Annotated in this window: 27 protein-coding genes, 2 tRNA genes and 1 pseudogene; 25 read left to right on the forward strand and 5 right to left on the reverse strand. The window is 36.2% G+C overall.

Annotation, left to right across the window (positions count from 1 at the left end; all coding sequences use genetic code 11):
* Positions 1–2 precede the first annotated feature (2 nt).
* A complete protein-coding gene (gyrA, locus tag QMD71_00100; protein MDI6839256.1) occupies positions 3–2,387 on the forward strand; it encodes a DNA gyrase subunit A in 2,385 nt (794 codons plus the stop codon).
* Between the two features lie 99 nt (positions 2,388–2,486).
* Positions 2,487–3,266, forward strand: coding sequence for a DUF429 domain-containing protein (locus QMD71_00105; protein ID MDI6839257.1), 780 nt, complete (start codon positions 2,487–2,489; stop codon positions 3,264–3,266).
* A gap of 277 nt (positions 3,267–3,543) precedes the next feature.
* On the opposite strand, the gene QMD71_00110 is transcribed toward QMD71_00105, so the two are convergent.
* Positions 3,544–3,885 carry a hypothetical protein gene (locus QMD71_00110; protein ID MDI6839258.1) on the reverse strand — a complete coding sequence of 114 codons (342 nt, stop codon included), beginning with the start codon at positions 3,883–3,885 and terminating at the stop codon, positions 3,544–3,546.
* Between the two features lie 297 nt (positions 3,886–4,182).
* Here QMD71_00110 and QMD71_00115 point away from each other — a divergent pair, with 297 nt between their 5' ends.
* The 13 genes from QMD71_00115 (at position 4,183) to QMD71_00175 (ending at position 13,136) form a co-directional block, all read left to right on the forward strand.
* Positions 4,183–5,016, forward strand: coding sequence for an ATP-binding protein (locus QMD71_00115; GenBank protein MDI6839259.1), 834 nt, complete (start codon positions 4,183–4,185; stop codon positions 5,014–5,016).
* Positions 5,017–5,039: 23 nt separating this feature from the next.
* Positions 5,040–5,501, forward strand: coding sequence for an ATP-binding protein (locus QMD71_00120; GenBank protein ID MDI6839260.1), 462 nt, complete (start codon positions 5,040–5,042; stop codon positions 5,499–5,501).
* A 42-nt stretch (positions 5,502–5,543) separates the two neighbouring features.
* Complete coding sequence (locus QMD71_00125) at positions 5,544–5,834, forward strand: hypothetical protein (protein ID MDI6839261.1); 291 nt, start codon at positions 5,544–5,546, stop codon at positions 5,832–5,834.
* A gap of 20 nt (positions 5,835–5,854) precedes the next feature.
* Complete coding sequence (locus QMD71_00130) at positions 5,855–6,148, forward strand: hypothetical protein (GenBank protein MDI6839262.1); 294 nt, start codon at positions 5,855–5,857, stop codon at positions 6,146–6,148.
* 114 nt (positions 6,149–6,262) lie between these two features.
* Entirely contained in the window at positions 6,263–6,721 is a 459-nt protein-coding gene (locus QMD71_00135) for a hypothetical protein (protein MDI6839263.1), read from the forward strand.
* A 483-nt stretch (positions 6,722–7,204) separates the two neighbouring features.
* Entirely contained in the window at positions 7,205–7,432 is a 228-nt protein-coding gene (locus QMD71_00140; GenBank protein ID MDI6839264.1) for a hypothetical protein, read from the forward strand.
* Positions 7,433–7,441: 9 nt separating this feature from the next.
* Positions 7,442–8,542 (forward strand): hypothetical protein, encoded by a 1,101-nt coding sequence (locus QMD71_00145; GenBank protein ID MDI6839265.1) that lies wholly within the window; start codon positions 7,442–7,444, stop codon positions 8,540–8,542.
* A 111-nt stretch (positions 8,543–8,653) separates the two neighbouring features.
* Positions 8,654–8,725, forward strand: a tRNA-Thr gene (locus QMD71_00150).
* A gap of 144 nt (positions 8,726–8,869) precedes the next feature.
* Positions 8,870–9,115, forward strand: coding sequence for a hypothetical protein (locus QMD71_00155; protein ID MDI6839266.1), 246 nt, complete (start codon positions 8,870–8,872; stop codon positions 9,113–9,115).
* A gap of 49 nt (positions 9,116–9,164) precedes the next feature.
* Positions 9,165–9,398 (forward strand): hypothetical protein, encoded by a 234-nt coding sequence (locus tag QMD71_00160; protein ID MDI6839267.1) that lies wholly within the window; start codon positions 9,165–9,167, stop codon positions 9,396–9,398.
* A gap of 77 nt (positions 9,399–9,475) precedes the next feature.
* On the forward strand, positions 9,476–10,150 hold the full coding sequence (locus QMD71_00165; protein ID MDI6839268.1) for a hypothetical protein: 675 nt from the start codon (positions 9,476–9,478) through the stop codon (positions 10,148–10,150).
* Between the two features lie 227 nt (positions 10,151–10,377).
* A complete protein-coding gene (locus QMD71_00170; protein MDI6839269.1) occupies positions 10,378–12,228 on the forward strand; it encodes a hypothetical protein in 1,851 nt (616 codons plus the stop codon).
* Entirely contained in the window at positions 12,225–13,136 is a 912-nt protein-coding gene (locus QMD71_00175) for a HEAT repeat domain-containing protein (GenBank protein MDI6839270.1), read from the forward strand. The genes QMD71_00170 and QMD71_00175 overlap by 4 nt, the downstream gene beginning before the upstream one ends.
* Here QMD71_00175 and rfaE2 read toward each other — a convergent pair.
* The 4 genes and pseudogenes from rfaE2 to QMD71_00195 form a co-directional block, all read right to left on the reverse strand.
* Positions 13,133–13,642, reverse strand: a complete 510-nt coding sequence (gene rfaE2, locus QMD71_00180; GenBank protein ID MDI6839271.1) for a D-glycero-beta-D-manno-heptose 1-phosphate adenylyltransferase — start codon at positions 13,640–13,642, stop codon at positions 13,133–13,135. The two genes, QMD71_00175 and rfaE2, sit on opposite strands and share 4 nt — an antisense overlap.
* Positions 13,643–13,678: 36 nt before the next feature.
* Entirely contained in the window at positions 13,679–13,972 is a 294-nt protein-coding gene (locus QMD71_00185) for a helix-hairpin-helix domain-containing protein (GenBank protein ID MDI6839272.1), read from the reverse strand.
* Positions 13,952–14,293: pseudogene (locus QMD71_00190) on the reverse strand (ERCC4 domain-containing protein). The gene QMD71_00185 and the pseudogene QMD71_00190 overlap by 21 nt, the downstream one beginning before the upstream one ends.
* 54 nt (positions 14,294–14,347) lie before the next feature.
* Positions 14,348–15,322, reverse strand: coding sequence for a PfkB family carbohydrate kinase (locus QMD71_00195; GenBank protein MDI6839273.1), 975 nt, complete (start codon positions 15,320–15,322; stop codon positions 14,348–14,350).
* Between the two features lie 110 nt (positions 15,323–15,432).
* Here QMD71_00195 and tilS point away from each other — a divergent pair, with 110 nt between their 5' ends.
* The 10 genes from tilS (at position 15,433) to dtd (ending at position 25,264) form a co-directional block, all read left to right on the forward strand.
* On the forward strand, positions 15,433–16,821 hold the full coding sequence (gene tilS, locus QMD71_00200; GenBank protein ID MDI6839274.1) for a tRNA lysidine(34) synthetase TilS: 1,389 nt from the start codon (positions 15,433–15,435) through the stop codon (positions 16,819–16,821).
* Between the two features lie 2 nt (positions 16,822–16,823).
* Positions 16,824–18,698 carry an ATP-dependent zinc metalloprotease FtsH gene (ftsH, locus tag QMD71_00205; protein MDI6839275.1) on the forward strand — a complete coding sequence of 625 codons (1,875 nt, stop codon included), beginning with the start codon at positions 16,824–16,826 and terminating at the stop codon, positions 18,696–18,698.
* A 213-nt stretch (positions 18,699–18,911) separates the two neighbouring features.
* The gene (folP, locus tag QMD71_00210) at positions 18,912–20,105 is read left to right on the forward strand and encodes a dihydropteroate synthase (protein ID MDI6839276.1); all 1,194 of its coding nucleotides are present in this window, start codon (positions 18,912–18,914) and stop codon (positions 20,103–20,105) included.
* Positions 20,106–20,115: 10 nt separating this feature from the next.
* Positions 20,116–20,334: a four helix bundle protein gene (locus tag QMD71_00215; GenBank protein ID MDI6839277.1), complete on the forward strand. Its 219-nt coding sequence runs from the start codon at positions 20,116–20,118 to the stop codon at positions 20,332–20,334.
* A 1-nt stretch (position 20,335) separates the two neighbouring features.
* Positions 20,336–20,515 (forward strand): four helix bundle protein, encoded by a 180-nt coding sequence (locus QMD71_00220; GenBank protein MDI6839278.1) that lies wholly within the window; start codon positions 20,336–20,338, stop codon positions 20,513–20,515.
* 35 nt (positions 20,516–20,550) lie between these two features.
* Entirely contained in the window at positions 20,551–21,288 is a 738-nt protein-coding gene (cdaA, locus tag QMD71_00225; GenBank protein ID MDI6839279.1) for a diadenylate cyclase CdaA, read from the forward strand.
* Between the two features lie 29 nt (positions 21,289–21,317).
* Positions 21,318–24,089 carry a DUF2723 domain-containing protein gene (locus QMD71_00230; protein MDI6839280.1) on the forward strand — a complete coding sequence of 924 codons (2,772 nt, stop codon included), beginning with the start codon at positions 21,318–21,320 and terminating at the stop codon, positions 24,087–24,089.
* Positions 24,086–24,159: transfer RNA gene (locus QMD71_00235), tRNA-His, on the forward strand. The genes QMD71_00230 and QMD71_00235 overlap by 4 nt, the downstream gene beginning before the upstream one ends.
* Positions 24,160–24,204: 45 nt before the next feature.
* Positions 24,205–24,870: a DJ-1/PfpI family protein gene (locus QMD71_00240; protein MDI6839281.1), complete on the forward strand. Its 666-nt coding sequence runs from the start codon at positions 24,205–24,207 to the stop codon at positions 24,868–24,870.
* Positions 24,824–25,264 carry a D-aminoacyl-tRNA deacylase gene (gene dtd / locus QMD71_00245; GenBank protein MDI6839282.1) on the forward strand — a complete coding sequence of 147 codons (441 nt, stop codon included), beginning with the start codon at positions 24,824–24,826 and terminating at the stop codon, positions 25,262–25,264. The genes QMD71_00240 and dtd overlap by 47 nt, the downstream gene beginning before the upstream one ends.
* The last annotated feature ends 45 nt before the right edge of the window (positions 25,265–25,309 follow it).

Raw genomic sequence — 25,309 nt, forward strand, 5'->3', positions numbered from 1 at the left:
CTATGAGGAAAGAAATTATTCAAGTAGAGATTGAAGATGAAATGCAGCGGTCTTACCTTGATTATGCGATGAGCGTAATTGTTGGGAGAGCTCTTCCAGATGTTAGAGACGGTTTGAAGCCTGTACATCGTCGCATCCTCTACGCAATGTGGGAACTTGGGCTTACACATAATAGACCATTTAAGAAGTCAGCTGCTGTAGTAGGGGAAGTTCTTGGAAAATATCATCCGCATGGAGACATAGCTGTTTATGATGCCATGGTAAGGATGGTTCAACCATTCTCATTGAGATGTCCACTTATTCAGGGGCAAGGAAATTTTGGCTCTGTAGATGGAGATGCTGCTGCAGCATATAGATACACAGAGGCAAGGTTATCTGAGATTGCCGAGTTTATGCTTATGGATATTGAAAAAGAAACCGTCCCATTGGTACCAAATTTTGATGGAAGACTAAAGGAGCCATTCGTGTTACCATCTAAGTTCCCAAATCTATTAGTGAATGGGAGCTCAGGAATTGCAGTTGGGATGGCAACCAATATTCCGCCACATAATTTAGGTGAAGTCGTAGACGCATTATGTGCATTAATAGATAAGCCGGATTTGGATGATTTTTCATCTTATATAAAAGGGCCTGATTTCCCTACAGGTGGAGAAATAATAGGAACACGAGAGATAAGGAAAGCATACTTAACAGGGAGGGGCAAGCTTATTTTAAAAGCTAAAGTGCATACGGAAGAGACAAAGGAAGGTAAACAAGTTATCTATGTAACAGAGATTCCATATCAAGTAAACAAATCTGCGCTAATAGAACGGATTGCTAATCTTGTGAGATTAAAGAAATTAGAAAGTATATCAGATATAAGAGACGAGTCTGATAGAGAGGGGATAAGGATTGTTATAGAGCTCAAACGTGATGCTCAAGAGAGGGTAATTTTAAATAGGCTATTTAAACATACGCCATTACAGATAACTTATGGAATAGGACTTCTTGCCCTTCAAGATGGGGTACCAAAATTTTTGACCCTAAAAGACATACTTAAGGCGTTTCTCAGTCATCGATACGAAATAGTTAAGAAACGTACTGAATTTGACTTACGCCAGGCAGAAAAGAGAGCTCATATTCTTGAAGGGTTTAAAATTGCACTTTCACATATAGATAAAGTAGTTAAAATTATTAAGACATCAAAAAATGCTGAAAAAGCAAAAGAAAGATTAATGAATAGTTTTAAGCTCAGTGATGTGCAATCACAAGCAATTTTGGATATGAAGCTATCTAGGCTTGTTGGACTTGAACGTGATAAAATTGAAGAAGAGTATCTTGAGACGATAAAACTTAGAGAGAGGTTGAAAAGAATTCTTGCTACACCAAAAGGTGTAATGAGAGTAATACGAGACGAGCTCATTGAAATCAAGAAAAAATTTAACACCCCAAGAAGAACTAAGATAATTGAAGCAGAACAAAAAGAGCTTGAAATGAGAGATTTAATTCCAAATGAGCCTGTCTTAATTACTTTAACTCAAAAAGGTTATATAAAATCTTCAAAAGCAGCCACTTACATGCGACAATATCGTGGCGGAATTGGAGCATCAGGGATAACACTTACTCCAGAAGATGAGGTAGCAAGAATTTTTGGTACTGAGACTCATTCTACTCTTGTATTTTTTACCAATACAGGAAGATGCTATTCTCTGAAGGCTTATGAGATTCCAGAGTGCGGAAGGGGGGCTCGTGGTAAGCCTCTTGTAAACTTGTTACAGCTAAGAGAAGGTGAGGGAGTAGTAGGCTGCTTACCTGTGAAAGAATTTAAAGGTATGATTGTTTTAGCCACTAAGAAGGGTATGGTGAAGAAGTTGAAAGTTTCTGCACTTGAGCACATCAGAAGGACGGGTATAATTATTGCTACTTTAAGGAATGGTGACTCTATAATCTCGGGGATTCATGTAAATCCAAAAGATTATATTTTATTGATTACAAGAAAAGGTAAGGTTATCAGATTTAAAGAAGAGTTATTAAGACCTCTATCACGAGTTTCACAGGGAGTGAGAGGTATAACACTTAGGGATAAGAATGAAGTTATAGGTGTAAAAGCTGTACCCGATAAGAAGCTGAGTTTATTTTTTATAACATCCGATGGTTATGGAAAAAGGGTGCTGATATCAAAATTTAGACTCACCAACCGGCGTGGTTTAGGAGTAATTGGTGGTAAAGGAGAAATAGTAGGCTGTGAAGTAGTAGATGACGATTCTGAAGTTATTATTATCACCCAAAAAGGTCAAACTTTAAGAACTAAAGTTCAAAATGTAAGAAAGATGGGAAGAGCTGCCAGGGGTGTAAGGCTGATAAGCTTAAGAGAAGGAGATAAGGTTACTGATCTTCATAAACTTTAATCCACAAACATTATAAATTTTGCATAATTCAAAAAGGAGAAAAAATTGAAGAAAAGGGAAGAGATAGTCCATAGGTAAATAGTTACGTTATTTTAAAGCATGCAGCGATTTATAGGAATTGACCTTGCATGGTCATATAGGAACACATCGGGTATTTTTGCGCTTGAATGTAAAGACAATAAAATTTTTCAACTTACCTATAATAACTCTATTAAAAAAGATGATGAAATTTTAGATTTTATTCAAGCGAATAAGGGCAAAGGAGGCTGTCTTGTAGCTATTGATGCGCCACTTGTAGTTCCAAATGTTAAAGGTACGAGACCAGTAGATATTGAGATTACAAAGAGGTTTCATTCTCAAGAAGCTGGCACTTTACCTGCAAATAGAAATATACTTAAGAATAATAAAGGCGAGGTGCGAGGTGAGGTACTTGTAGAGAAATTAGAAAAAATTGGATGTGAGCATAGCTTTGAAATTAAAAAACACGATAGAGGATTTAAGGTATTTGAAGTTTTTCCGCATCCAGCAATGGTGGTTATTTTTGATTTATCTACTATTCTTAAATATAAAGCAAAAAAAGGGAGGACACTTAATTTTCGACTTAAAGAGTTAGACCGCTATAAGACTTATCTCTCTAATCTTCAAAAATTTGTCCCCCCATTAGCTCAACCTCCACCTTTACAGGATTGTAGGGACACGGCATGCCGTGTTCCTACAAAATGTTACGAAGATTTGTTAGATGCCCTTTTCTGTGCTTGGCTTGCATCCTATTTCTGGTATTGGGGACCGCAAGGATTTGAAGTAGTTGGTGATATGCAAAATGGATATATTGTGTTGCCCAAAATGGCGGGATTCCCCGCCTGTCATTGCGACCCCTGAGATTCCTCGCCAGTCATTGCGAGGAGCAAAGCGACGAAGCAATCTCTCAACAGGCTCAGAACAAGCTTGAAAAATTTATGATTTTCTTATAAAAACTGTGATATATCCTAATACTAACAATCCTATTGATACGATTTTCTCTTCTTCTGTAAATTACGCTTTAGGACAAGATATACACCTGAATGTGTAACCTTATACCCCTGACTTTGAAAATGTTTTGCAATCCTATTGCACCCGTAATTAGAATGTTTTGCTTTGTAATTTAGTATTTCAAGTTCTAAGTTTTGGGGGTCCGTCTTGCAACATACTTCGGTGCACGACAAAGCTCAAGTTGACCGTACCAATTTGGATAATATTCGTTAATCTGCTTACTTTTGCTTCCACGGATGTATTTATAAGGAGCAATTTCCAGCTTTGATTTAATTTCCCTCCTGTACGGTCTTTTTGCCCTAAACCATAATGTCCTATTGAGATATTTTAACACCTTATTTAAAGGGTTTGAGTTTATAAATTTCCAGAATCTTTCTTCTTTTTCCTTCCAGTAATAGAATTGACGCCGAGTAATGTTAAACTTCCTGCAAGTATCAGCTGCGGTTGCATCTCCAAGTTCGTGCTTCAATAATATAGTTTTCCTTTTTTAGCCTCTTTCCTAAAATACAACGGAGTACGTTTCTTCATTAGGTAATAAACTACCATATCCAGCATAAAAGTCAAGATAAATTGAACATATGTTTGAAGATAAACTGAGCTCAAAGTTGCGTAGACTGTTGAATGGGGCTGTAGAGATTTTTCTTTAGAATTAGGCTTAAAACCAGTTTATTATAATATAAGAGAGCCAAATAGTGGGATAAAAGTTATTTAGAATAGAGATTTTATTGGGTCATCACTTAACCTATAATTTTAATTAGGAGGGGCAATGCAAAAGTATAAGTCTCAGGGTCAACTTTTGGATGATTGGGGTGAGTTGTTGAAGTTGAAAAGGGAGTCTTGGCGAATTAAGGATAAGGATAAAGATAAGGCAATGGAATTGGAGTATGAAATAACGAAAAGAATTAGAGCTTCGTTATTAAAAAATGTAAGTTTTCCAATTCTTGACATATTCCGAAAATATAAACTGAATGTGGATGAGCAATCTTTATTTATAACTATATTAACAAATACAATCACTGGAGACCACCTGTCAACTGTGCGCCAATTTCTCTTAATGCTATATCCTAAGCCCAGCGATGTTATAGATAAAATAAATTATCTGTTTCCTTCTGGCAAGTTAATAAAAAACAAGCTTCTCGTCCTCAATGAAGAACGCTTTCCTTTTAGTAGAGATAATAGTACAATCTTAGATGCGTGTGTTGGTATCCATCCCGATGTGTTACAACAAATTTTGCATTCCCCGAAGCCACGACACAAACAAAATAAAGTGCCCTCTATATTTGAAGTTCGCAAGCCCAAAATTGATATGTCACATGTAGTCTTAAAGGAGCACCAAAAAGCTGAGCTATTGGAGATAATTAAATATTTAAATAATTACAAGTTAATCTGTAAGACCACGAATCTGGCTCAAACTTTTGAGAAAGGTAGAGGTTTTATTCTCCTTTTTTCAGGCCCTCCAGGTACTGGTAAAACCTTATCTGCCGAAGCAATAGCAAACGAGTTAAATAGGAAGTTATATACAATAAATTTTGCCCAACTTGAAAGTAAATGGGTAGGTGATACTCTGAAAAGAATATTAAAGAAGTTTTTAAGACAGTAAAAACTACTTCTGCTGTTCTCCTTATAGACGAGGCTGACACAATACTTACGAGGCGTGTCTCTGCTGATAGACATACAGATGTGTCTTATAATAGAAATGTGTTAGTTCTCATGCAAGAAATAGAGAATTTTGAAGGCATCTTAATTCTAACTACAAATCGTGTTGATATACTTGATAATGCACTTGACAGGCGAATTGCATTTAAGATAGAATTTGATTTACCGGGTATTGCTGAGAGGGAAAAAATCTGGCAAGTCCTGGTACCTGATAAGGTGGTAATTGACACAGGGGTTGATTTCTCTGTTCTTGCTAAACGCTTTCCTTTTGCTGGTGGTAACATAAAGAATGCAGTATTTTGGGCAATTATGAAGGCAGGTGAACGCTCACCTACCTCACCAATACTTAAAATGGAAGACTTACTAAGTGCAGGTGAAAGAGAATATAGTAAGATGAATAAAAATTCAAAAAGCAGGATAGGATTTTGATGTTGACAAAATTGACCCAATTATTATGGGTAAGGAGGGAGTATGAACAAAGATGAATGGGTAGAAGAGGCAATTAAAATTGCCAAAAGGACTCACTTAAAAATATGGGAGATAGAAGACTGTGGCAAAGAGGAGGGCAAACTAATAAGATTTGCTTCTCCTGATGACCATGAAAAAGAAGTTGGTGTCTATCTATGGTACAAAAAAGTAGAGTGCTGGCCAGAGTTTGCGAGGGAGTTGACTCCTTTAGGTTGGGATTGGGCTCCAAAGTCTATTTCACAGCGTTTGAATGATATTAATGCAAGAATTGGCGAACTTATGAAGGCAATATAGAAAAAGCCACAGGATACAGGTTGGATGCAGGATATGATGGATTTGTAAAGGATATAGATACTCCTAAGGAGGCGATTAAAGAAGTAAAATTGAGAGTGAAGATGAAGACGAAGGGGAGGTATAACAGGGGGCAAGAGATTGAAAAGTTTTTATTAGAAACTTATGGTAGTGTATGTAATGAGATAAGATGTTATATGGAGGATACCTTTCGAGAACTTTCAGGAGGCCAGTGTGGTTTGGATGAACAGGAGCATGAAGGAGTTGAATTTAGAGTATATCATAAAATACCGACAGATTTGAAGAAGAAGATATAAGGAGGAGAGGAAAATAAAAGTAATAGATTTAGATAAAAGTAAAAGTTGACATGTAAGATTTAAGATATAGAATTAAACAACAGTTAGTCTTACACTAAATGGCTAAAGGAGGGGATGATGAAATTATTTATTGCGAATGTTGGAGTGAACACAAGTCATGTAAGTAAAGGTCTCCGGAGTCCGATATTCTCAGATAAGACCTTTGAGTTTATTCCTATTCCAGAGGAAGAAGAAAGGAAAAAAGTCTTATTTTCTCCTCGATACTGTGAAATTCGGTGTTTCAACAAGCCAAATCTAGCAATTAGCGAGTATTTATGTCCTGAAAGGCGTTCAGATATTGCTCATAATGATCCAGAGTTTAATGATCCAGAGTTTAATGATCCAGAGTTCAAGTCTTTTACTTATGGTGATATTTTTTCTCCACGAGCCGCTAATCTCAAGGAAATACAACCAGATGACCTTCTTTTCTTTCTTGCAAGGTTGTGGTTATATAAAGATGGATTTACTAATGAGAGCGATCTTTACTTCATCGGTTACTTCACGGTAGAAAAAAGATTTGCTCCAAAGACATAATACTACCAGAACCTCAGGATAATAGGATAAAACAGAATGCTCATTTTCGCTGTCTCCAAGAAAATATAGAGACAGATTTTTTCATTATAATAGGGAAATCAGATGCCTCTTACAGATTTAAAAAAGCGTTAAAAGTCAGTTCTAATATAGTGAAAATTCTGTATAACGCAAAAGAATATGACCAAGAGAATGATATTTTTATAGGAAAAGATGGTAAGATATTACGAAATAAGACAAATCCAAGGCCTCGCAGCCTCCAGCGTTTCCCCCAAGTGACAAGAACAGTTCAATCCTTCTTGGACTCTTCTAAAAATAGAGAAGGTGAAAATATAAAAAAATTAATGGGAATAGTAAAGGATTGTATTTAAAAGTGATAGAAGTTCTAAGGCAAAGAGGTAAGGTAACTAATGCCTGATTTTTGAGTATCATTGTGAGGAGTGTAAGCGTATTTTAGGTAAGCGGTTTGAGGGAGTTCATAAGTGGTTGGATGAATTGATGTTTGATAAAAGTATTCCATTATTGTACAGGACGCGGCACCGTAAATTTAGGCATCACAAGGAAGGGATTGAGCAAGTTAGAAAGATGTGGGGTGATGAGGCAGCGAAGGCGGCTGAAATACATATAAGAACAGACTTAAAAAGTGACGGCTGGCCAGAACATAATCCAATCTCTTTAAATAAGGAACACTTTGAGAGAAGTGGGTTGTGGTGAGGAGGTAATATGAAAGGAATAGCAGTTAAGGATTTCAAAAACAAAAAGGGGGTTTCAAAGATTCTTGAAGAAAACTCAAAGTTTTGGGAAACAGACATTGTGGAAGATGTATCTAAGAATAAACTTGTTCATATTTATAGAGTATATTTTGACAAGGAAGGTAAACCGATAGTAGTTAAAACCTATGATAAAAAAGGTAGAAGCTTGAGTCGTATTGGCATTGGGATAGAAGAGTCAAATACTCCCACAACTTCAAAAGGAAGAGTAGTATACATATATCGTAAGAAGAACAAAAGAGATAAATTAGAGGATGGGATATATTATAATTTTATAGTGCATAACAAGAATGGCAAAGAATTAGAACGTGCAGAGTATTACGGGGAAAAGCTATATAAGAAATGTAAAAGAGATAGGAAGGGAAAGAAGATTGAATTAAGTTACGGCTATGATATAAATGGAACACTTGAAAACACATGTAAAAACTATTACGACAAAAATGAGAATATAATAAAGCAAGAGTCTTCCTTTAAAGGATTATATGGTTGGGACATTGGAGAGCATAGAATATTCTATTATGACAAGAACTCAAGGCTTATAAGGACAGAAATATTTTCAAATGGTAAACTTAGGAGTGTAGAACATCGCAAATATTCTAAAAAAGGAAACTTAATAGAGATAAAATCTAAGTGGTTAAAAGAATCTCATGCTACGATTTATCTCTGGGATGAAGAGAGCAATCTTATTCAACAAGAACTTATATATTCTAATTCCATTCTGCTCTGGAAAATAAATTATGTATACGACCAGTCGAAAAGGTTAGTTAAAAAGGACTGGTTTAATTCTGAAGGCAGTCTTAAAATATGGGAAACATATGAGTATAATGAGAATAACAGAATCGCTAAGGAGGAAAAACTGAATTCCGACCACGAAGGTGATAGATGCACTACATACGAATATGATGAGAAAGGCAGGAAAGTTAGAGAAAATTGGCTTATGAAGTTTCCTGTTGATCCTACCTGCTCTGAACAGACTAATGTGTATAAATATGATGAAAGAGGGAGATTAGTTGAAGAATTATGGGAGAGTAGAAATAACTTTCCTTTAAAATAGAATGAAAGGAATTACAGTTATGAATATATATCAGATGAGGAAATAGATTTAATTGAAAAAGATGTAGGTATAGTTGAACAAATTTTTGACAAAACTTGGTTAGAGTGAATTGCCGGTGTAACTCAGTGGTAGAGTAGCTGTTTTGTAAACAGCAGGTCGTCAGTTCAATTCTGACTACCGGCTTAGACAATAAGGAGGTGAAAGATGGGATGCAAAGTGACTAAGAATTTGGGATTACCAAGTATTGGATGCGTCAGGTCTAAAGAAGAACAATGCAAAGATGGATATAGAAAAGATGCATGTTCATTCCCTTGATATTACAAATCCTTGCAACCAGAAGAAAATGATGATAATTGGATAAAAGATTGGAAAAAGGAGTTACTTGACAAACTCCAAAATTTTTACAAGAATGGTAAAATTAAGGGGCGGTGCAACCCACACGTACCTGAGATTGAAAAACAGATTGGGGAAATTTTAGAAAAAGCAGGTAAAAAGAAAGAAGGATTTCCTGAATTAGAAAAGGAAGGGAAAAAGAGTATCCCAATCTTTCTACACGAACAGGAGAAAATATAATGTTGGAGTAGATTGCTTGGCTCGGACAAAAGATAATAAATTCTTGGTTATGGTTGAATTTAAAGCGTATTTTACAGATACAAACTCCATCCGTAGTGCAGTACTCCATAGAATGTTTCTTAAGGAATTGGGTGAAAAGGAAAAGATGTGTCCTTATAAAAAGATTCTATATTTACTATGTAAGTATCGATTGGAGAGATTTTTTGAACGATTTATAGAAAGAGGAAGAGAAGAAAAAAGGCAAAAAGAAAGTGAGTCTTCCATTGATGAAATGGGCAGTTGATAAAAAGTATATAGATGGCTTCTATGGACTCAAACAAATACAAAAACTGCTAAACGACATTGGGAGAAAGTACAAAAATGAGAAATAAGAATGGAAAAGAAGTGATTGAAGAAACTAAAGGGCTTTGGGATGTTTTTCATATACCGAGAGAAGAAATAAATAAGCGTACTGATGAAGCGATGAAAAATCCACCATTCAAAAAAGAAATTGAGCAATTGCTAAAGGAAGTACCATTATCAAAAGTAAATAGGGCAAAAACTTTATGGGATAAATGGTACAAAGAGTATATAAAAAATGAAGAATTGGAGCAAATTTATCGTGCATTTTGCTCAAGTCTTAAGACAAGACACTCTTACTGGAGATTTAAGTCAGCTTCTCTCTTGTTCTTGTATATTTACGGGTATGTATCGGATGAAGAATTAGACTTAATTGAAAAGGATATAGATAACAGCGGGCAAATTTTTGATAAACATAGAGAAGACCTACAAGCAGTTAAAGAAATAAATGATACTTTTAAAGATGCAACCTTTTGGAGCCATATTCCTATGAATATATCTTGTTTAGCAATTGGTGCAAGTATTGCATTTACAAGGGCAGTGAAAGTGATTTTGGATGTGATAGAGAGATTACACAAAAATAAGGACTATAGAGAAGGTCATTATTATGGTGGAGTAATTGATCGGGATGAAGCTATATTACTCCAGGGCTACCCATATGATTGGCTCAAAAAAGGAGGGAAAGAGGCTTTGTGAAAACAGAAAGAAAAAGAAAGCAAATAAAGAGTTAAAATGAGGGACGAGGGGCGCTACGAATGTTTATCTGGCTGTTCCTCTCGTTCCCTCTGATAAAGTAAACGCAATCTATCAGTGTAGTTGATTATCACTCTAAATCCAATTATATCAGGTAACTCTCTGCCAGCCCAAAATGGCTTTTAACTTGACAAAGTCGGTGGTTTGACATATTTTATCTTACAAACACTATGGCATATTCTATACTAACAATCTTATTAATAGGGATTCTGGAAGAAAGTTGGCAGCCTGCATTATTTGATGCTTTAAGTTACATTAAAATGACTCCTCAAGATGTCTATATTACTTCACAACCTTCAGATACATTTTGCCTTCCATTGGTTCTTGACCTCCTAAAAAGACCTATCCAGTCTCCCAAAGTTGTTGATTCCATCGCTTTAACACTTAAAGATGCTGAACTCAGCGAGCTTGTAGATATAGCAGGTATATGTATAAATTCTACTTTATCTGATAGTAGTCGAGTTCACTTGGACTCGTTAGCGGCAAAACGAGCTCTACAACTACATAAGGAGCCACTACAATTTTTGCTTTCCCAAATTACTCTTGCAAATAATTTATTAAAGAGAACGACAGCACAACTTGATTCTTCTGAATTAAACTTCTTAAAAGAGAATTTACCTAAGATTATACTTGAAGACACTACATTTAAGGACAAAAATCCGTATGAAAAAAAGATTGCAGAGGAAGAAAGTAAAGAAATAGTTAAGAAATGCCTTAATCTTTTGAAAAAAGTGAATAGAGATGAAATTATGCTATCCGCTTATGTAATTGGAAATGCTATTACACAAACCCTTCCTGGTAGGGACACGCCGTGGCGTGTCCCTACAATTAAATATGAAGGAAAGGTTGTAACTCCTGTTGCTACAGGTGATGTTGTCTTTGCTAAGCGTATGGAATATGGATGGATTGTGATTGGTGGCCCCGGTGAGACTATATATACTGGAGACCCTGCTGTAGTTATTGACCTCGGTGGTGATGATAAATACTATGGTAAAGTAGGAAGTGGGTCCTCCGGAGTTTCAGTGTGTATTGATTTCTCTGGTAATGACTTATATCTCTCATCTATGGATTACAATTTAGGGTCAGGCTTCTTTGGAGTAGGATTCTTATTGGACTTTGAGGGCAATGATATATACTCCTCCGGTAACTTTTCTCATGGCTCCGGATTAGTAGGGGTAGGAATTCTATGGGATACTCAAGGTAATGACAAGTATTTTTCTGATACCCATTCTCAAGGAGCAGGCAGTTTTGGGGTAGGAGTTTTGAAAGATTTGAGCGGTAACGATTCTTATCATGGTGCACTTTATGTACAAGGATTTGGTGGCACTTTCGGGTTTGGTGCTCTCGTGGATTCAGCTGGTAATGATGTTTATTATGCAGGCGGAAAATATAAGGATTGGCTTAGATATGAGGACCACTTTTTGTCACTATCTCAAGGTTTTGGTTATGGGATAAGACCTTATGCATCAGGTGGTATTGGAATATTAGCAGATTTTCATGGAAATGATTCCTATGTATCAGACATTTTTGGTCAGGGTTGCTCTTATTGGTATGCTTTGGGAGGGCTTATAGATTACGAGGGTAATGATGTGTACAGCTCATACCAATATGCACAAGGGGCAGGTGTCCACATTGGAATTGGTGTTCTTATTGATAAATTTGGGGATGACAGTTATTTTGCAAAAGGTGTATCACAGGGGTGTGGTCATGATTATGCGACTGGAATCCTTATAGATGGTGGTGGAAATGACTCCTATTCAGCTTACGATTTATCTCAAGGTGCAGGTAATGCAAATGCTGTCTCAATACTTATAGATATAGATGGCAATGATAATTATCTTATAAGAGATAAAGAAACTACACATGGATTTAGTGATTTAAGGCGAGATTTTGGTGGTATTGGAGTGATACTCGACCTCGGAGGCAAGGATAAGTATTCAGGATATGGTGATAACAATTCAATATGGGTACACTCAACTTATGGGGTCGGTATAGATAAAGAAATAGAAAGTTTAAAATGAAAAAGTCAAAATTATTGTCCAAAATTAAAATATACCTTTGCTTCCTTCTGGTTACTATCTGTTTTCTTACTGCTTCTGCCTATCAACTCTCACCTATGGACAGCCTATTTGTCAGGGCTTCGACTGGTGAAATAAAATATTTACAATGGAATAAGCCTGCAAGGGATAGTTTTGTTAATTTAGGTGAAACTGCTATCCCTTATCTCCTTAAGAAATTAGATACTGATGATGCAAGGGAGCAACATACATTGATTGATATACTCAAAAAAATGAAAGTGTATGCAGTAGCTCCTCTTATTTCAAAAGCAAGTGAAGGTGACAGAGGTAGCAAGCTTGCTGTTTATGTACTTGGTGAGATTGGTGATACCCTTGCTGTGTCACCATTACTGAGTTTACTTGATAAAGGCGACTGGCAGTTAAAAGCTAATTGTTTAGTTGCATTAGGAAAAATTGGCGACATAAGGGCGACTTATAAGATTATTCCATACGTACAGGACACTATACTTTCTATAAGAAGGAGTGCAAGTATTGCTTTATCAAAGTTAGGCGACTCTACATCAACTAAATCATTGGTTAATGCTATCTTTGATTCCTGTTATTCTGTGAGATTTGCTGCTTCATCTGGTTTGATAAAGATTGGACAATCTGCCGTTAATCCACTTATTAAAAGTCTAACTACAGCTCTTCCTCCAATAAACTACCTGATTATCTACACTCTCGGTGAAATAAAAGATAAAAAAGCTATCACTGAGCTTAGGAAGTTACTCAAATCTTCTGATTCAAAAGTTCGTGGTTTTACAGTGGAAGCACTTGGTAAGTTAGGTGATTATAAAACAATTAAAAAGTTGCATCAAGACGAACAAAATGGGTTTGTAAAAGACAAGTTAAAAGAGGCGCTTGAACATTAGAGACTGGCAATTTTATTTATAATTTTAGTAGTTGAATATCCAGGTACTTTTGGTATTATGACAACTTTACCACCTTCTTTTTGCACGATCTCTCTACCAACTATTTCGTTTATTTTATAATCCCCTCCTTTTACAAGGATATCCGGCTTTATAGTCTCTATTAACTTTTGTGGTGTAGACTCGTCAAACAAGACTATATAGTCAACAAATGAAATAGCACAAAGAACTGCTGCTCTATCTTTTTCGTTAAAAATTGGTCGTCCTTTACTTTTAAATTTTTTTATAGAATTGTCAGTATTTAATCCAACTATTAGTATATCACCAAGCTCTTTTGCTCTATGTAGACACTCAATGTGGCCACGATGAATTATATCAAAACATCCATTAGTAAACACAACAACCTTACCTTCCACTTTTGCCTTTTTACGAATCTTCACTATTTCCTTTATTTTAACAACAGCACAGTCATCCTTCGCCAAGTTATGCTTAATTTCGTGTTTCCTCATCTTGTCTCCTTGCAAAAAATCGAACCTAATTTTTATTTATATTCTGTTATTTAGAATTTCTTTTATTTTAGATGCTTTCTTTTTACCAATTAATGGAACTTTGGCAAGTTCCTCTTGAGATGCAAGTAAAATTTCTGAAAGACTTTTATATCTTGTGAGTAGTTCGTGAGTTAACTTTGGGCCAATACCAGGAAAGGCTTCAAGTATTCTTTCAAGTTCTTTCTTTAGAGTTAGAGCTTTGGGTTTTGGATAAATTGAGATTTCTGGTCTTATAAGTTGTTCTTGTTTAGCAATTGTGAACAGGAATTTAGCTGTATCAGTAGTATTCATAGTGAAAAGGATTGGCATCCTGTGATTCACTGCTATCATTGAGAGCGCTCCCCTTATTCCTGCTGGATAAACTCCTTTTACTTTGTATAGATTGTAGCCTTCAATAAGTAGTAATGGACGCTCAAATGCATCTTTCAGGTCTACAATTTACCTAAATAGCCTCTTAGTCTTAATTGAGCTAACAAAGTCAAATGCGGTCTTTCGTTCCACACATACTCTATCAGAAAGCAGGTAGTCACCTATTTGCATAGATTGCTGAATAACATTTATTCCTTTAGCTATTAAGATATCTATAATCCCTGATGTCTTTTTCCCTAACATCAGCATAAATTGTAATAACTTTGGATTTCATGATATATCAAGAAAAAAGTAAATCTATTTAGAAAATCCCATACCGACTGCTTGGGATAATTCGTCGTAGGTAACGGGAACAGCACCAAATTTATTCACTTCAATTCCTGCAGTAAAATTTGCTATGTAGGCTGCTTCTAAGAATGACGCTCCCGCCGCCAGTGCCATTGTGGCGCCTGCAATTGCTGCATCACCTGCTGCAGTTTCATCGTAAACTTCGCGTGCTTTAGTTGAAATCATATGTTTACCTTTAGAGTCAAAAAGTGCCATCCCATCTTTACCTAAAGTGATAAGAACAGATTTACATTTTAGTCTTTCTTTCAGCTTTTGTCCTATTTCTTTGATATTTTTTGAACTGAGTTTTACTCCTAATGCAAATTCAATCTCTCTTCTATTTGGTTTAAATAAAGTGACACCCTCGTATTCAAAGAAATGCTCAAATTTTGGGTCAGCAGTTATAATTTTGTCAGGAACTGCACAAATTATCTTTTTAATAATTCTACTATCAAGTGTTCCTTTGTCATAATCCTCAAAAAGTACAGCATCAAATTCAGCTTTTACTGAGTTTACGAACCCAATAATATTATTCACTACCTTTTTTGATATAGGATGCTTCTTTTCTCTATCTATTCTTGCTATCTGTTGATGTAATGTTTCAACTACTAATCGTGTCTTAACTGTTGTTGGCCTTGTAGAATCAACGAATATACCAGAAATATCCATTTTCTTTTCCCTTAGTATTTCTTTTAACCTCTTCCCTGCGTTGTCATCTCCAACAACTCCCACAAGCAAAGGACTACCTTTTAAACAATAGATATTGCAAGCTACGTTAGCAGCTCCACCTGGGTTTTGTGATTCCTTTGTAACCTCTATGATAGGGACAGGTGCTTCCGGGGAGATACGGTCTACATTCCCCCAGATATACTCATCTAACATTATGTCACCAATTACTAAGATTTTTTTACCCTTAAATTTTTGAATTACGCCATTAAATTCCATTTTTTTTATGATAAAATAACCCACATTTCCAAAATTGTCAAGTTTTTGCTTGACAATGAGTGATTGGTAAATATAATTTAATTTATTGATTTCTGTTTACATCAATGAAAATGATTAATCAAGTACTACAAACTATAAAAAAATATAAACTACTCGCCCCCTATGACAGAGTTCTTATTGCTGTATCTGGTGGGCCTGACTCAATGTGTTTACTTTGGGTTCTCAAAGATATTAAAGATATTTATTCTTTGGAACTTAGTATTGCTCATCTTAATCACTGTCTAAGGAAAGAGGCAGCTCAAGAGGCAACTTTTGTTAAAAGGATAGCTCAAAAGATTGGGATTCCTTGCTATATTGAAGAAAGAGATGTTAGACATTATGCAAAAGCTTACAAACTCTCATTAGAAGAGATGGCAAGGTATGTGAGATATGCATTCTTAGAGGAAGTTGCCCTAAAATCTGGTATGAATAAGATTGCTGTCGGTCATACAGCAAACGATGAAATTGAAACTCTTATACTTAGAATTGTTAAGGGAACTGGTCTTAAAGGGCTATCGTTAATTCCACCCAAACGTGGCAAGATTATAAGACCGTTAATAGAGACGGATAGGAGTGACGTACTGAGATTTCTTGATAGCCAAAAAATACCGTATCAAGTAGATAAATCAAATTACGATATCTCATACCCACGTAACTTTGTGAGACATAAGATTATACCTTTACTTTCTGAATTTGCGTCTGACTTATCAAAAAAGGTTATCCGATTAAGAGATATTTTAGAAGCTGATGAAGAGCTTCTTGAGCGCATCGCAAAAGAGAAGCTACAAGCTATAACATTGGAAAGTAAAAAAATGGGACGGGTTCTTGACTTGGTAAAATTCTCAACAACTGAATTACCAATAAAAAGGAGAATTTTAAGAGAAGTCATAGAAGAGTTGAGTCCAATTCATAAGGGCCCTCCTTCTTTTGAACAAATAGAGAATACCCTTAATTACATAGATAAGGGTAACTCTATGAGTTCGTTTAATTTACGAGGAGTAAAGATTGAAAAGAGCTACGGGAAGCTTCTTATAACACGGATGGATGCAGATGCAAAATCACTCCCGATTAAGTCGGAACACTCCATAAAAGAAACTGAATTCCTGGTTCCCGGTGAAATTGAAATAAACGGGCTAAAAATTAAATCCCGTATTTGCACTATGCGGAAAAAGTTTAATTTTGACAACCCAAACAAAGTTTATTTTGACCTTGCTAATCTAAAGCTACCACTTTTTATCAGGGGTAGAAAAAATGGTGATATATTTTATGGTCTTAATTATGCGAAAAAGTTAAAAGATGTTTTTATTGATGACAAGATACCAAGAGAAGATAGGTCAAGGATTCCATTACTTTTAGACCGTGAAGGCATTTTATGGATTATTGGCAAAAGGAGAACACGTAGAGCACTGATAGGAGAGCATACTACTCAGGTGCTTGAAGTATGGGCAGAAGAGATTTAAGAATGCGTAATCAAAAAAACAAACCAATTAAACCCAGTCCCTCTCCGAAGGGGCCGGGTAAACCTACAAAAGTATCTTTTATTGTAGGCATAATTTTTTGGGTTCTACTTTTTTTCTTCTTTTTCTCTATTATTTCACTTCAAAAAGGTAAAATAGGTGAATCTATGGAAATTCCCTATTCTACATTTTATACTGAGGTAGATGCAGGAAATGTAAAGAGTATAGTGATTGCAGGTAAAGATATAAGAGGAGAATTTAAAGAGGCTATTAAGTTAAAAGATAGCAGTTACAAGAAATTTAAAACTGCCATACCATTTGAGGACCCAAATTTTGTAAATGAACTTGTAAAAAAGGGAGTCATAATAGAGTCAAAATCTTCCTTTAATATATGGAGTAAGTTTTGGCCTTATCTTCCATTTGTCTTCCTAATTATAATTTGGCTTCTTATTCTTCGTCAAGCTGGTCAGGCTCCTCGTCAAGCACTCTCGTTTGGCCAGAGTAGGGCAAAACGCTTTTCTGGTGAGAAGCACAAGACTACATTTGATGATGTTGCAGGTGTAGATGAAGCAAAGGCTGAACTTAAAGAGATAGTTGAGTTTCTCAAGTCGCCACAAAAATTTGAGCGTCTTGGTGCAAAAATTCCAAAAGGTGTAATACTACTCGGCGCTCCTGGAACAGGCAAGACTTTACTTGCACGTGCTACTGCGGGAGAGGCAGGTGTTCCATTTTTCTCAATGTCTGGGTCAGATTTTGTTGAACTCTTTGTTGGTGTCGGGGCTTCAAGAGTTAGAGATTTATTTGAAAGAGGTAAAAAGAACAAGCCTTGCATCATATTTATTGATGAACTTGATGCAGTGGGCAGACATAGGGGAGCTGGAATTGGAGGTGGGCATGATGAGAGGGAGCAAACTTTAAATGCATTACTTGTTGAGATGGATGGCTTTGAAGCAAATGAGGGTATCATAGTGATGGCAGCTACAAATAGACCGGATGTCCTTGACCCAGCCCTATTGAGACCCGGTAGATTTGACCGCCGTATTGTAGTTGATAGACCAGATTTACGTGGTAGAGAAGAAATCTTTAAAGTCCATACAAGAAATATTCCTCTTTCAAAAGATATAGACCTTAAGGTTATTGCACGTGCGACTCCTGGTTTTTCTGGTGCTGATATAGCAAATACAGTAAATGAAGCTGCACTTCTTGCTGCAAAGAAAGGCAGAGATAAGGTATTAATGGAAGATTTTGAGGAAGCGCGTGATAAAGTGCTTATGGGAGTGGAGCGTAGGAGTCTTATTATACCTGAGAATGAACGTAAAAATACAGCCTGCCATGAGGCGGGTCATGTTCTTGTTTCTAAATTTATACCAGAAGCTGACCCTATCCATAAAGTTACAATTATACCGAGAGGTATGGCGCTGGGACTTACTCAACATCTTCCTATTGATGAGCGTCGTAATTATTCAAGAGAGTATTGTCTTGCCCAGCTTGCTGTTGCATGTGGTGGAAGAGCGGCTGAACTTATTTTACTCAATACAACGACAACTGGTGCTCGTAACGATATTGAACAAGCAACAGAACTTGCAAGAAAGATGGTATGCGAGTGGGGTATGAGTGATGCTATTGGACCATTAGCTTTTGGTGATAGGCGTGAAGAAATATTTCTAGGAAGAGAGATTGCACAACGGCGTGATTATTCTGAAGAGACTGCTCGTCTTATAGATAAAGAGATTAATAAATTAGTGAGAGGAGCAGAGGAGAGGGCAAAGTGTATAATTAAGGACCACATTGAAGAGTTACATAAAATAATAAATAGCCTATTAGAAAAAGAGGTTTTAACTGGCTCTGAGATAGACGACATATTAAATATCAAAAATTAAATTGTAAAAATCAAAATGACAAATCAAAAATTAAATACCCAAACCCCAAGAGATAAGATACAAACAACGACCAATAACCAATCACCAAATTGTTTGGGTATTGAAATTTGGAATTTGTTTGGTTATTGTGTCTTGTATCTTGGTTATTATCTTTACCATTTTTGCATTTTAACATGTATTTTTGATATTTAATTTTTGATATTTGATTTTATTATGGTGAGACTGCTTGATATTAAGACTGCTAATGAAGCGTCTCGTGAAATCAAGGATATAGGTGCGGATTTAGAGAGTATACCAATTTTAAGCCCAAAATTTGAACATATAGTAATTAAAATTGAAAAAGTTAACGGGCCTGCCTGTAATATTTTGAAGCAAGAAGCTCTATCAATTGGGGCAGATTGTGCTATCCCGCGTGCTGCAATACTTGGAGTCCAAACTCCTATGGAAGCAATCGTAGTTGGTAATCTTAAACAAATCAATATGCTTGCTAATAAGCTAAAAAGTCAGCCTTTTGGGTTACAAGAAATAGGAAGTGAAATAGAAGCCATTATTAATAAGCGGAATCCGTTTATTCTTAGACTTCGGTTTCATAAACTTGACCTATCCCATCCCCTTATTTGTGGCATCTTAAATATAACACCGGATTCATTTTATGATGGCGGCAAGTGGCTTAACCCTTCCTGTGCAGTTGATAGAGCCCATAAACTATTAGAAGAAGGTGCAGACCTCATCGATATTGGAGGTGAATCAACAAGACCGGGTGCAGAGCCTCTGTCTGCTAAAGATGAGTTACATAGAGTTATTCCTGTACTTGAGCGTTTAAATCTACCAATTCCAATCTCAATTGATACTTACAAGTCTTGTGTAGCAAAAGAAGCTCTTGATGCGGGTTGTGAGCTTGTTAACGATGTCTCTGGTTTACGATACGATTCAGAGATGCCAAAAGTGATAGTAGACTACGATGCAGGCTGTGTAATTATGCATATGAAAGGTACCCCAAAGACTATGCAGATAAATCCTATTTATGATAATAATGATGTTATAGGTGAGATAATACAGTTCTTAAGTGAAAGTATAGAGATTGCTAAGAAATCGGGTATAAATGATGACTCACTCCTTATAGACCCTGGTATTGGATTTGGTAAGCGTAACCCAGAAGATAACTTACTTATTCTACGTAAACTCAGTGAATTCAAGACTCTTAGAAAGCCAATTCTTGTAGGTGTATCAAGGAAATCATTTATTGGAAAAGTCCTTGATGTACCACTTGATGATAGATTAGAGGGGTCTCTTGCAGCATCGGTTATAGCAGTGATGAACGGTGCAAATATCATACGGACACATGATGTACTTGCCACAAAGAGAGCTGTGAAAATGGCAGATGCCATCTTAGGTTGTGAATGCTAAATTCTAAATTATGAGTGCTAAATTGGAGAAAAACATAATTAAAGAGAAAGTATATAAATTTGCTTTGCATGTTATTAATATTAAATTTGTAAATTCCTTGCCCAAAAACATGGCAATCCCCATTCTTGGTGGACAACTTCTTCATGCAAGTACTTCTGTGGGAGCAAATGTAGAAGAGGCATTGGGTGCGGATAGCAAGAAGGACTTTTCTTATAAAATGAGCATTTAAAATGAGCATTGCTAAAAGAGAAGCGCGTGAGAGCAAGTATTGGCTTGAGTTGATAACTGACTCAAAATTAGCAAAAAGAGATAATGACTTAATTAGGGAAGCAAGCGAGTTAGTGAGTATCTTACCGAGTATTGTTAAGACTTCGCAAAGGAACACAGAACATCGAGCTAGGGGTAACTAATTTAGCATTTAGAATTAAGAATTTTTTTGAAAGCTATGGGGTTCATTAAATTCAGATTCATAGATGGGCTGGATATTGTAGTAGTAACTTTAATTATTTATTATTTTCTTTCCTTCATAAAAGGGACAAAGGCAATCCAGATGATAATAGGGCTCCTCAGTCTACTTCTTTTAGGTCTATTTGCTGACTTTTTTAAACTTGAAACCCTTTCTTTTATCACCAAAGGATTTAGTGCAGTCTGGATAATAGTCTTCGTTATCCTATTCCAGCCGGAGTTAAGGAATGCACTTGCAAGAATTGGTAGGACGAAGATTGGCAAATTCTTTACTAAAGAAAAAAATGTAATAATGGATGAACTTGTAAGTGCATTATTCACATTATCTAAAAATAAGCACGGTTGTATAATAGCTATTGAGCGAGATACTCCACTCAAAAGTTATATGGATACGGGGCGTATAATTGAGGCAAAGCTATCAAGTGAACTCATAACAACCATATTTAGTCCACATTCGTCACTCCATGATGGTGCAGTTGTTATTAAAGAAGATACAATAGTAGCAGCTGCTTGTATTCTTCCACTTTCAGAGAAGTCACTTAACACTACAATTGGGACACGCCATCGTGCAGCCCTCGGGCTATCAGAGGAGACAGATGCTTTATGTATAATTGTTTCAGAAGAGACTGGTAAAATAAGCTTTGCAACTGGTGGTAATCTTACAATGAATATTCCAGAAAATGAGCTTAAAAGTAGACTTTTAAAGGAGCTTGGCTAATTAGCGAGGCTAAAGCCTTGCGATACATTATGAGTAAAAGAGGGTATTTATATGGGTTTATTATTATATTTGTAATAGCTTTTTGTGTATACCTTTATACAGTGGAACCAAGTCTATCATTTTGGGATTGTGGTGAATTCATTGCATGTGGTTATTCACTTGGTGTTCCACACCCACCAGGTACTCCCCTATACACCCTTATCTGCCGTATATTTAGTCTGATTCCATTTGGACGTGAGATAGGATTTAGGGTAAATATGAGTTCAGTGATTACCAGTGCCTTTGTTGCCGTTTTTATCTGGCTATTGATAATTAAAATAATAGAAAGAGCTAAGAAAATTGATACAAATAAAGATAAAGTTATTGCCTGGTTAAGTGGAGCTGTAGGCGCATTTATAGCCGCCTTCTCATATACTTGCTGGTGGGATTCAGTTGAAACTGAGGTATATAGATTAGCAACACTTATACTTTTACTTTGCCTATTTTTGATATTGAAATGGGATGAAAACATTAAAAGCAAAGAGCATAAAAAATATCTATTAATCATTGCTTATTTACTAACACTTTCTTGTGGAATTCAATTAATCCCTTTACTTGCAGTTCCCGGGATACTACTATTTGCATTTTTAAAGAATCGTGAGGGGCTTAATGATTGGGATATTTTTCGTTTCATAGCTTTAGTAATACCATTTTTTGTCCTTTCTGTTGGTGTTCCACTTCCTTTAGTTGGTGTAATTACAATCTGTATAATTGGGTTCATAATCTTTAGCTATCGTAAAGCAGCATTTGATGGCAAATTCATAGGAATTGTCCTTTTCTTACTTGTTATTGGATTTACGACTTACGCTTATCTTATAATAAGAGCGCGCCAAAATCCTGGTATAAATGAAGTAGCTCCAACTACTATTAATAAGTTATGGGATGTATTCACAAGGAAGCAATACGGACCGGACAAGGTGTTAGCCGTCTTCATAAGGGAGACTGCAACAAAAGAGAATGGTTACAATTTCTTTCAAGCCTTCTTTGAGCAAATTAGGTTCTTCACTACCTATCTAATCTGGCAATGGATGCCGTATCCGAGAGAAGTAAGGTGGGAAGGTGCGGTAGTATCAAACTTTACAAAGATTGGCTCCATAGCTATTAATACTATTTTTATCTGTCTTGGCTTATTTGGAATCTATGCTCATTACAAAAGGGAGAAGAAAACATTTTTACCACTATTTATAACATTTTTTATGGTCACCATTGCACTTGTATTTTATATGAATTTTAAATTCTCACCATCTGACCCAAATCCACTTCATAGACCGACAGAGGTGAGAGAACGGCATTACTTCTTTGACCCCGCCTTTGCATTATTTGGGCTATATATTGGACTTGGGGTATGGGAACTACTTTCACGAATTAGATATGGCTGGCAGGCTATAGCGCCACTTTTTGCGATAGTGGCTTTTGTTCCAATTGCAGGTAATTTCAACTCACACGTCAATCGTCGTGGTCTATGGGTAGCAGACGATTATGGCTACAATATGCTTATGTCATGTGACGATGGTGCGACAGTGTTTACAAATGGGGATAATGACACTTTTCCATTGTGGTTTGCACAAGAAGTGAAGCATACAAAACCAACTGTGAAGGTTGCTAACTTATCTCTATTAAATACAGAGTGGTACATAAAACAGTTGAAGAGTTGGGGAGTTCCAATCTCATTTACAGACTATGAGATTGATAACCTTATGCCACTCCCTATGATGAAGGATGGTAAACCTGACCGCAGTCGCTTCCTTTTAGTAAAAGATTTTGGTGTTAGAGATATAATAGCTACAAATGGGGGCTATAAGTTTGAGCGTAAAGTATTTTTACCTATAAAAAGAGAAACTTTACCAAAAGAATACAGAAACAGATTCCCTAAAAATATGGAAGTTATTCCTCCAAACTACTACGCACGTAGGCTGCCAAGCGACTACTGGGTAAGACTTCCGGAGGAATACTTTTTACCCCCTAATGAATTTGCTAATCTTGTATTAAAAGATTATAAACCTAATAGTCCGGTATATTTTGCAGTTACATGTTCAAGAGACAACACAGCTGGATTTGAGCCCTACCTTTGTATGGAAGGGCTTGTGCGTAGAGTAACTGCAGGCGGGGCAGAATTTGACATATGGAAGTCAGATTCACTATTAAATAAGGTTTACAGGTATCGTTCTATATTTGACCCAAAAGTATATAAAGATGAAAATATAAAAAAGCTACTAACTAATTATTCAGCTGCCTACTTTGCTCTTGGGATGGCATATAAGGAAAAAGGTAGAATAGATAAAGCCATAGAGGCTTTTGAGTGTGGCAAGCGGTTCAAGACTGGTGAAACCCTTCTTCCATTTGCTTACCAACTTGCAGCTCTTTATGAAGTTATGGGAGAACACGAGAAAGCAGAATCTAATCTCAGCGAAATTCCTGAGGAGTCAAGAGGAGCTTCTGTGTGGTATGCATTAGGTGAATTTTACATAAGGAATAAGGATATAAAGAAAGCAGAATCTTCATTTATGAAGGCAATTGAGTCAGATTCAAATGACCCATCCGGGTATACAGGTCTTATTAAGCTTTACTACACTCAGCAAGATACTTATAGACTTCGTAAGTTATTTGAAAAATGTGCCCTTGACCCTAACCTCACGGGGAGGATTGTATCCATTTTTAGATTTGAGCGTGAAAATAAGCTTGCAGCCCTCATATTAGAGAACTGGCTTTCTTATCATCCACAAGACTCTATTGCTCGTGGTATGCTTAATGAATTACGGTGAGTGTAGCTCAATTGGTTAGAGCACTGGACTGTGGATCCAGTTGTTGGGGGTTCGAGTCCCCTCACTCACCCAGTTTTTTCTTGACAATGAATAAAAATGGGGTAATATTTTAGAAATGTTATATTTTATACTTTTTGTTTTCCTTTTAGCAGATTTAAAAGTTTATACTGTAACAAAAACGATTAACTCTCCTTTAACTACCAAAGAAACGCTTAAAGGAAAGAATATACTTATGGTGATTGCACATAATAATTTCCGTGACGATGAATATCAGATTCCAAGAGAGTTTTTTGAAGACTTGGGTGCTAAATTAGTTGTTGCCTCATCTGATACTACTCCTGCAATAGGTATGTTTAAGCTCAAAGTAAAGCCTGATATTCTTTTAACCCAAGTTACTATAGCTGATTTTGACGCTTTAGTCTTTGTTGGTGGCTCAGGTATTACAGAGTACTGGGATAGCAAAGAAGTTCACACTCTTGTTGACATTGCATTTAAGAGTAATAAAGTTGTAGGAGCTATATGCATAGCACCGATTATTCTTGCAAGAGCTGGTATCTTAAAAGGTAAAAAGGCAACTGTTTGGGAAAGTGTAGAGACAAAGCGCATTTTTAATGAAGAGGGAGTGAAATACACAAGATTGCCAGTTGTAACGAGTGGCAATATTGTGACTGCAAATGGACCTCAGGCTGCGAAGTTATTTACAGAGTCAATTGTAAATCTTTTGATAAAGGGAAATGAGGGTTGTAGTTCAAAGAGTAAAGAGGGCAAGTTGCGAGATTAATGAAGAAATTATCTCTCAAATTGGGAGTGGGTTTTTAATCCTTATTGGAGTAGAAAAGGGTGACAAGCCTCAATCTGCTAAATACTTGGCTCATAAATGTGCTAATTTACGTATCTTTGAAGATTCATATGGAAAAATGAACCTCTCTCTAAAGGAGATAAAAGGGGGTGAGGTTCTTGTAATTTCTCAATTTACTTTATGTGCTGACTGTAAAAAGGGATTAAGACCAAGTTTTGATTATGCTTCTTCTCCAGATCAAGCAATCGCCCTTTATAAAAAGTTTATAGAATTCCTTCGTTCTGAAGGCGTTACAGTTAAAGAGGGTGTGTTCGGTGAGAGAATGTCTATCTCACTTATAAACGAGGGTCCGGTTACCTTTATTTTATCAACATAAATTGTAGATTGCTTTGCTGTCGCTCGCAATGACAGAGGGAGGGCA

This window comes from bacterium, assembly GCA_030018315.1.
Classification (GTDB): Bacteria; Hydrothermota; UBA3073; order JACQXS01; family JAGMCI01; genus JASEGA01.

Coding starts and splice junctions, on each gene's coding strand:
- QMD71_00105 (MDI6839257.1), top strand. CDS start 2,487: ATGCAGCGATTTATAGGAATTGACCTTGCATGGTCATATAGGAACACA.
- QMD71_00160 (MDI6839267.1), top strand. CDS start 9,165: ATGGTTGAATTTAAAGCGTATTTTACAGATACAAACTCCATCCGTAGT.
- QMD71_00215 (MDI6839277.1), top strand. CDS start 20,116: ATGAGTGCTAAATTGGAGAAAAACATAATTAAAGAGAAAGTATATAAA.
- cdaA (MDI6839279.1), top strand. CDS start 20,551: ATGGGGTTCATTAAATTCAGATTCATAGATGGGCTGGATATTGTAGTA.
- ftsH (MDI6839275.1), top strand. CDS start 16,824: ATGCGTAATCAAAAAAACAAACCAATTAAACCCAGTCCCTCTCCGAAG.
- rfaE2 (MDI6839271.1), bottom strand. CDS start 13,642: ATGAGGAAACACGAAATTAAGCATAACTTGGCGAAGGATGACTGTGCT.
- QMD71_00115 (MDI6839259.1), top strand. CDS start 4,183: ATGCAAAAGTATAAGTCTCAGGGTCAACTTTTGGATGATTGGGGTGAG.
- QMD71_00175 (MDI6839270.1), top strand. CDS start 12,225: ATGAAAAAGTCAAAATTATTGTCCAAAATTAAAATATACCTTTGCTTC.
- folP (MDI6839276.1), top strand. CDS start 18,912: ATGGTGAGACTGCTTGATATTAAGACTGCTAATGAAGCGTCTCGTGAA.
- gyrA (MDI6839256.1), top strand. CDS start 3: ATGAGGAAAGAAATTATTCAAGTAGAGATTGAAGATGAAATGCAGCGG.
- QMD71_00145 (MDI6839265.1), top strand. CDS start 7,442: ATGAAAGGAATAGCAGTTAAGGATTTCAAAAACAAAAAGGGGGTTTCA.
- tilS (MDI6839274.1), top strand. CDS start 15,433: ATGATTAATCAAGTACTACAAACTATAAAAAAATATAAACTACTCGCC.
- QMD71_00185 (MDI6839272.1), bottom strand. CDS start 13,972: ATGAATACTACTGATACAGCTAAATTCCTGTTCACAATTGCTAAACAA.
- QMD71_00170 (MDI6839269.1), top strand. CDS start 10,378: ATGGCATATTCTATACTAACAATCTTATTAATAGGGATTCTGGAAGAA.
- QMD71_00135 (MDI6839263.1), top strand. CDS start 6,263: ATGATGAAATTATTTATTGCGAATGTTGGAGTGAACACAAGTCATGTA.
- QMD71_00125 (MDI6839261.1), top strand. CDS start 5,544: ATGAACAAAGATGAATGGGTAGAAGAGGCAATTAAAATTGCCAAAAGG.
- QMD71_00240 (MDI6839281.1), top strand. CDS start 24,205: ATGTTATATTTTATACTTTTTGTTTTCCTTTTAGCAGATTTAAAAGTT.
- QMD71_00230 (MDI6839280.1), top strand. CDS start 21,318: ATGAGTAAAAGAGGGTATTTATATGGGTTTATTATTATATTTGTAATA.
- QMD71_00220 (MDI6839278.1), top strand. CDS start 20,336: ATGAGCATTGCTAAAAGAGAAGCGCGTGAGAGCAAGTATTGGCTTGAG.
- QMD71_00195 (MDI6839273.1), bottom strand. CDS start 15,322: ATGGAATTTAATGGCGTAATTCAAAAATTTAAGGGTAAAAAAATCTTA.
- QMD71_00165 (MDI6839268.1), top strand. CDS start 9,476: ATGAGAAATAAGAATGGAAAAGAAGTGATTGAAGAAACTAAAGGGCTT.
- dtd (MDI6839282.1), top strand. CDS start 24,824: ATGAGGGTTGTAGTTCAAAGAGTAAAGAGGGCAAGTTGCGAGATTAAT.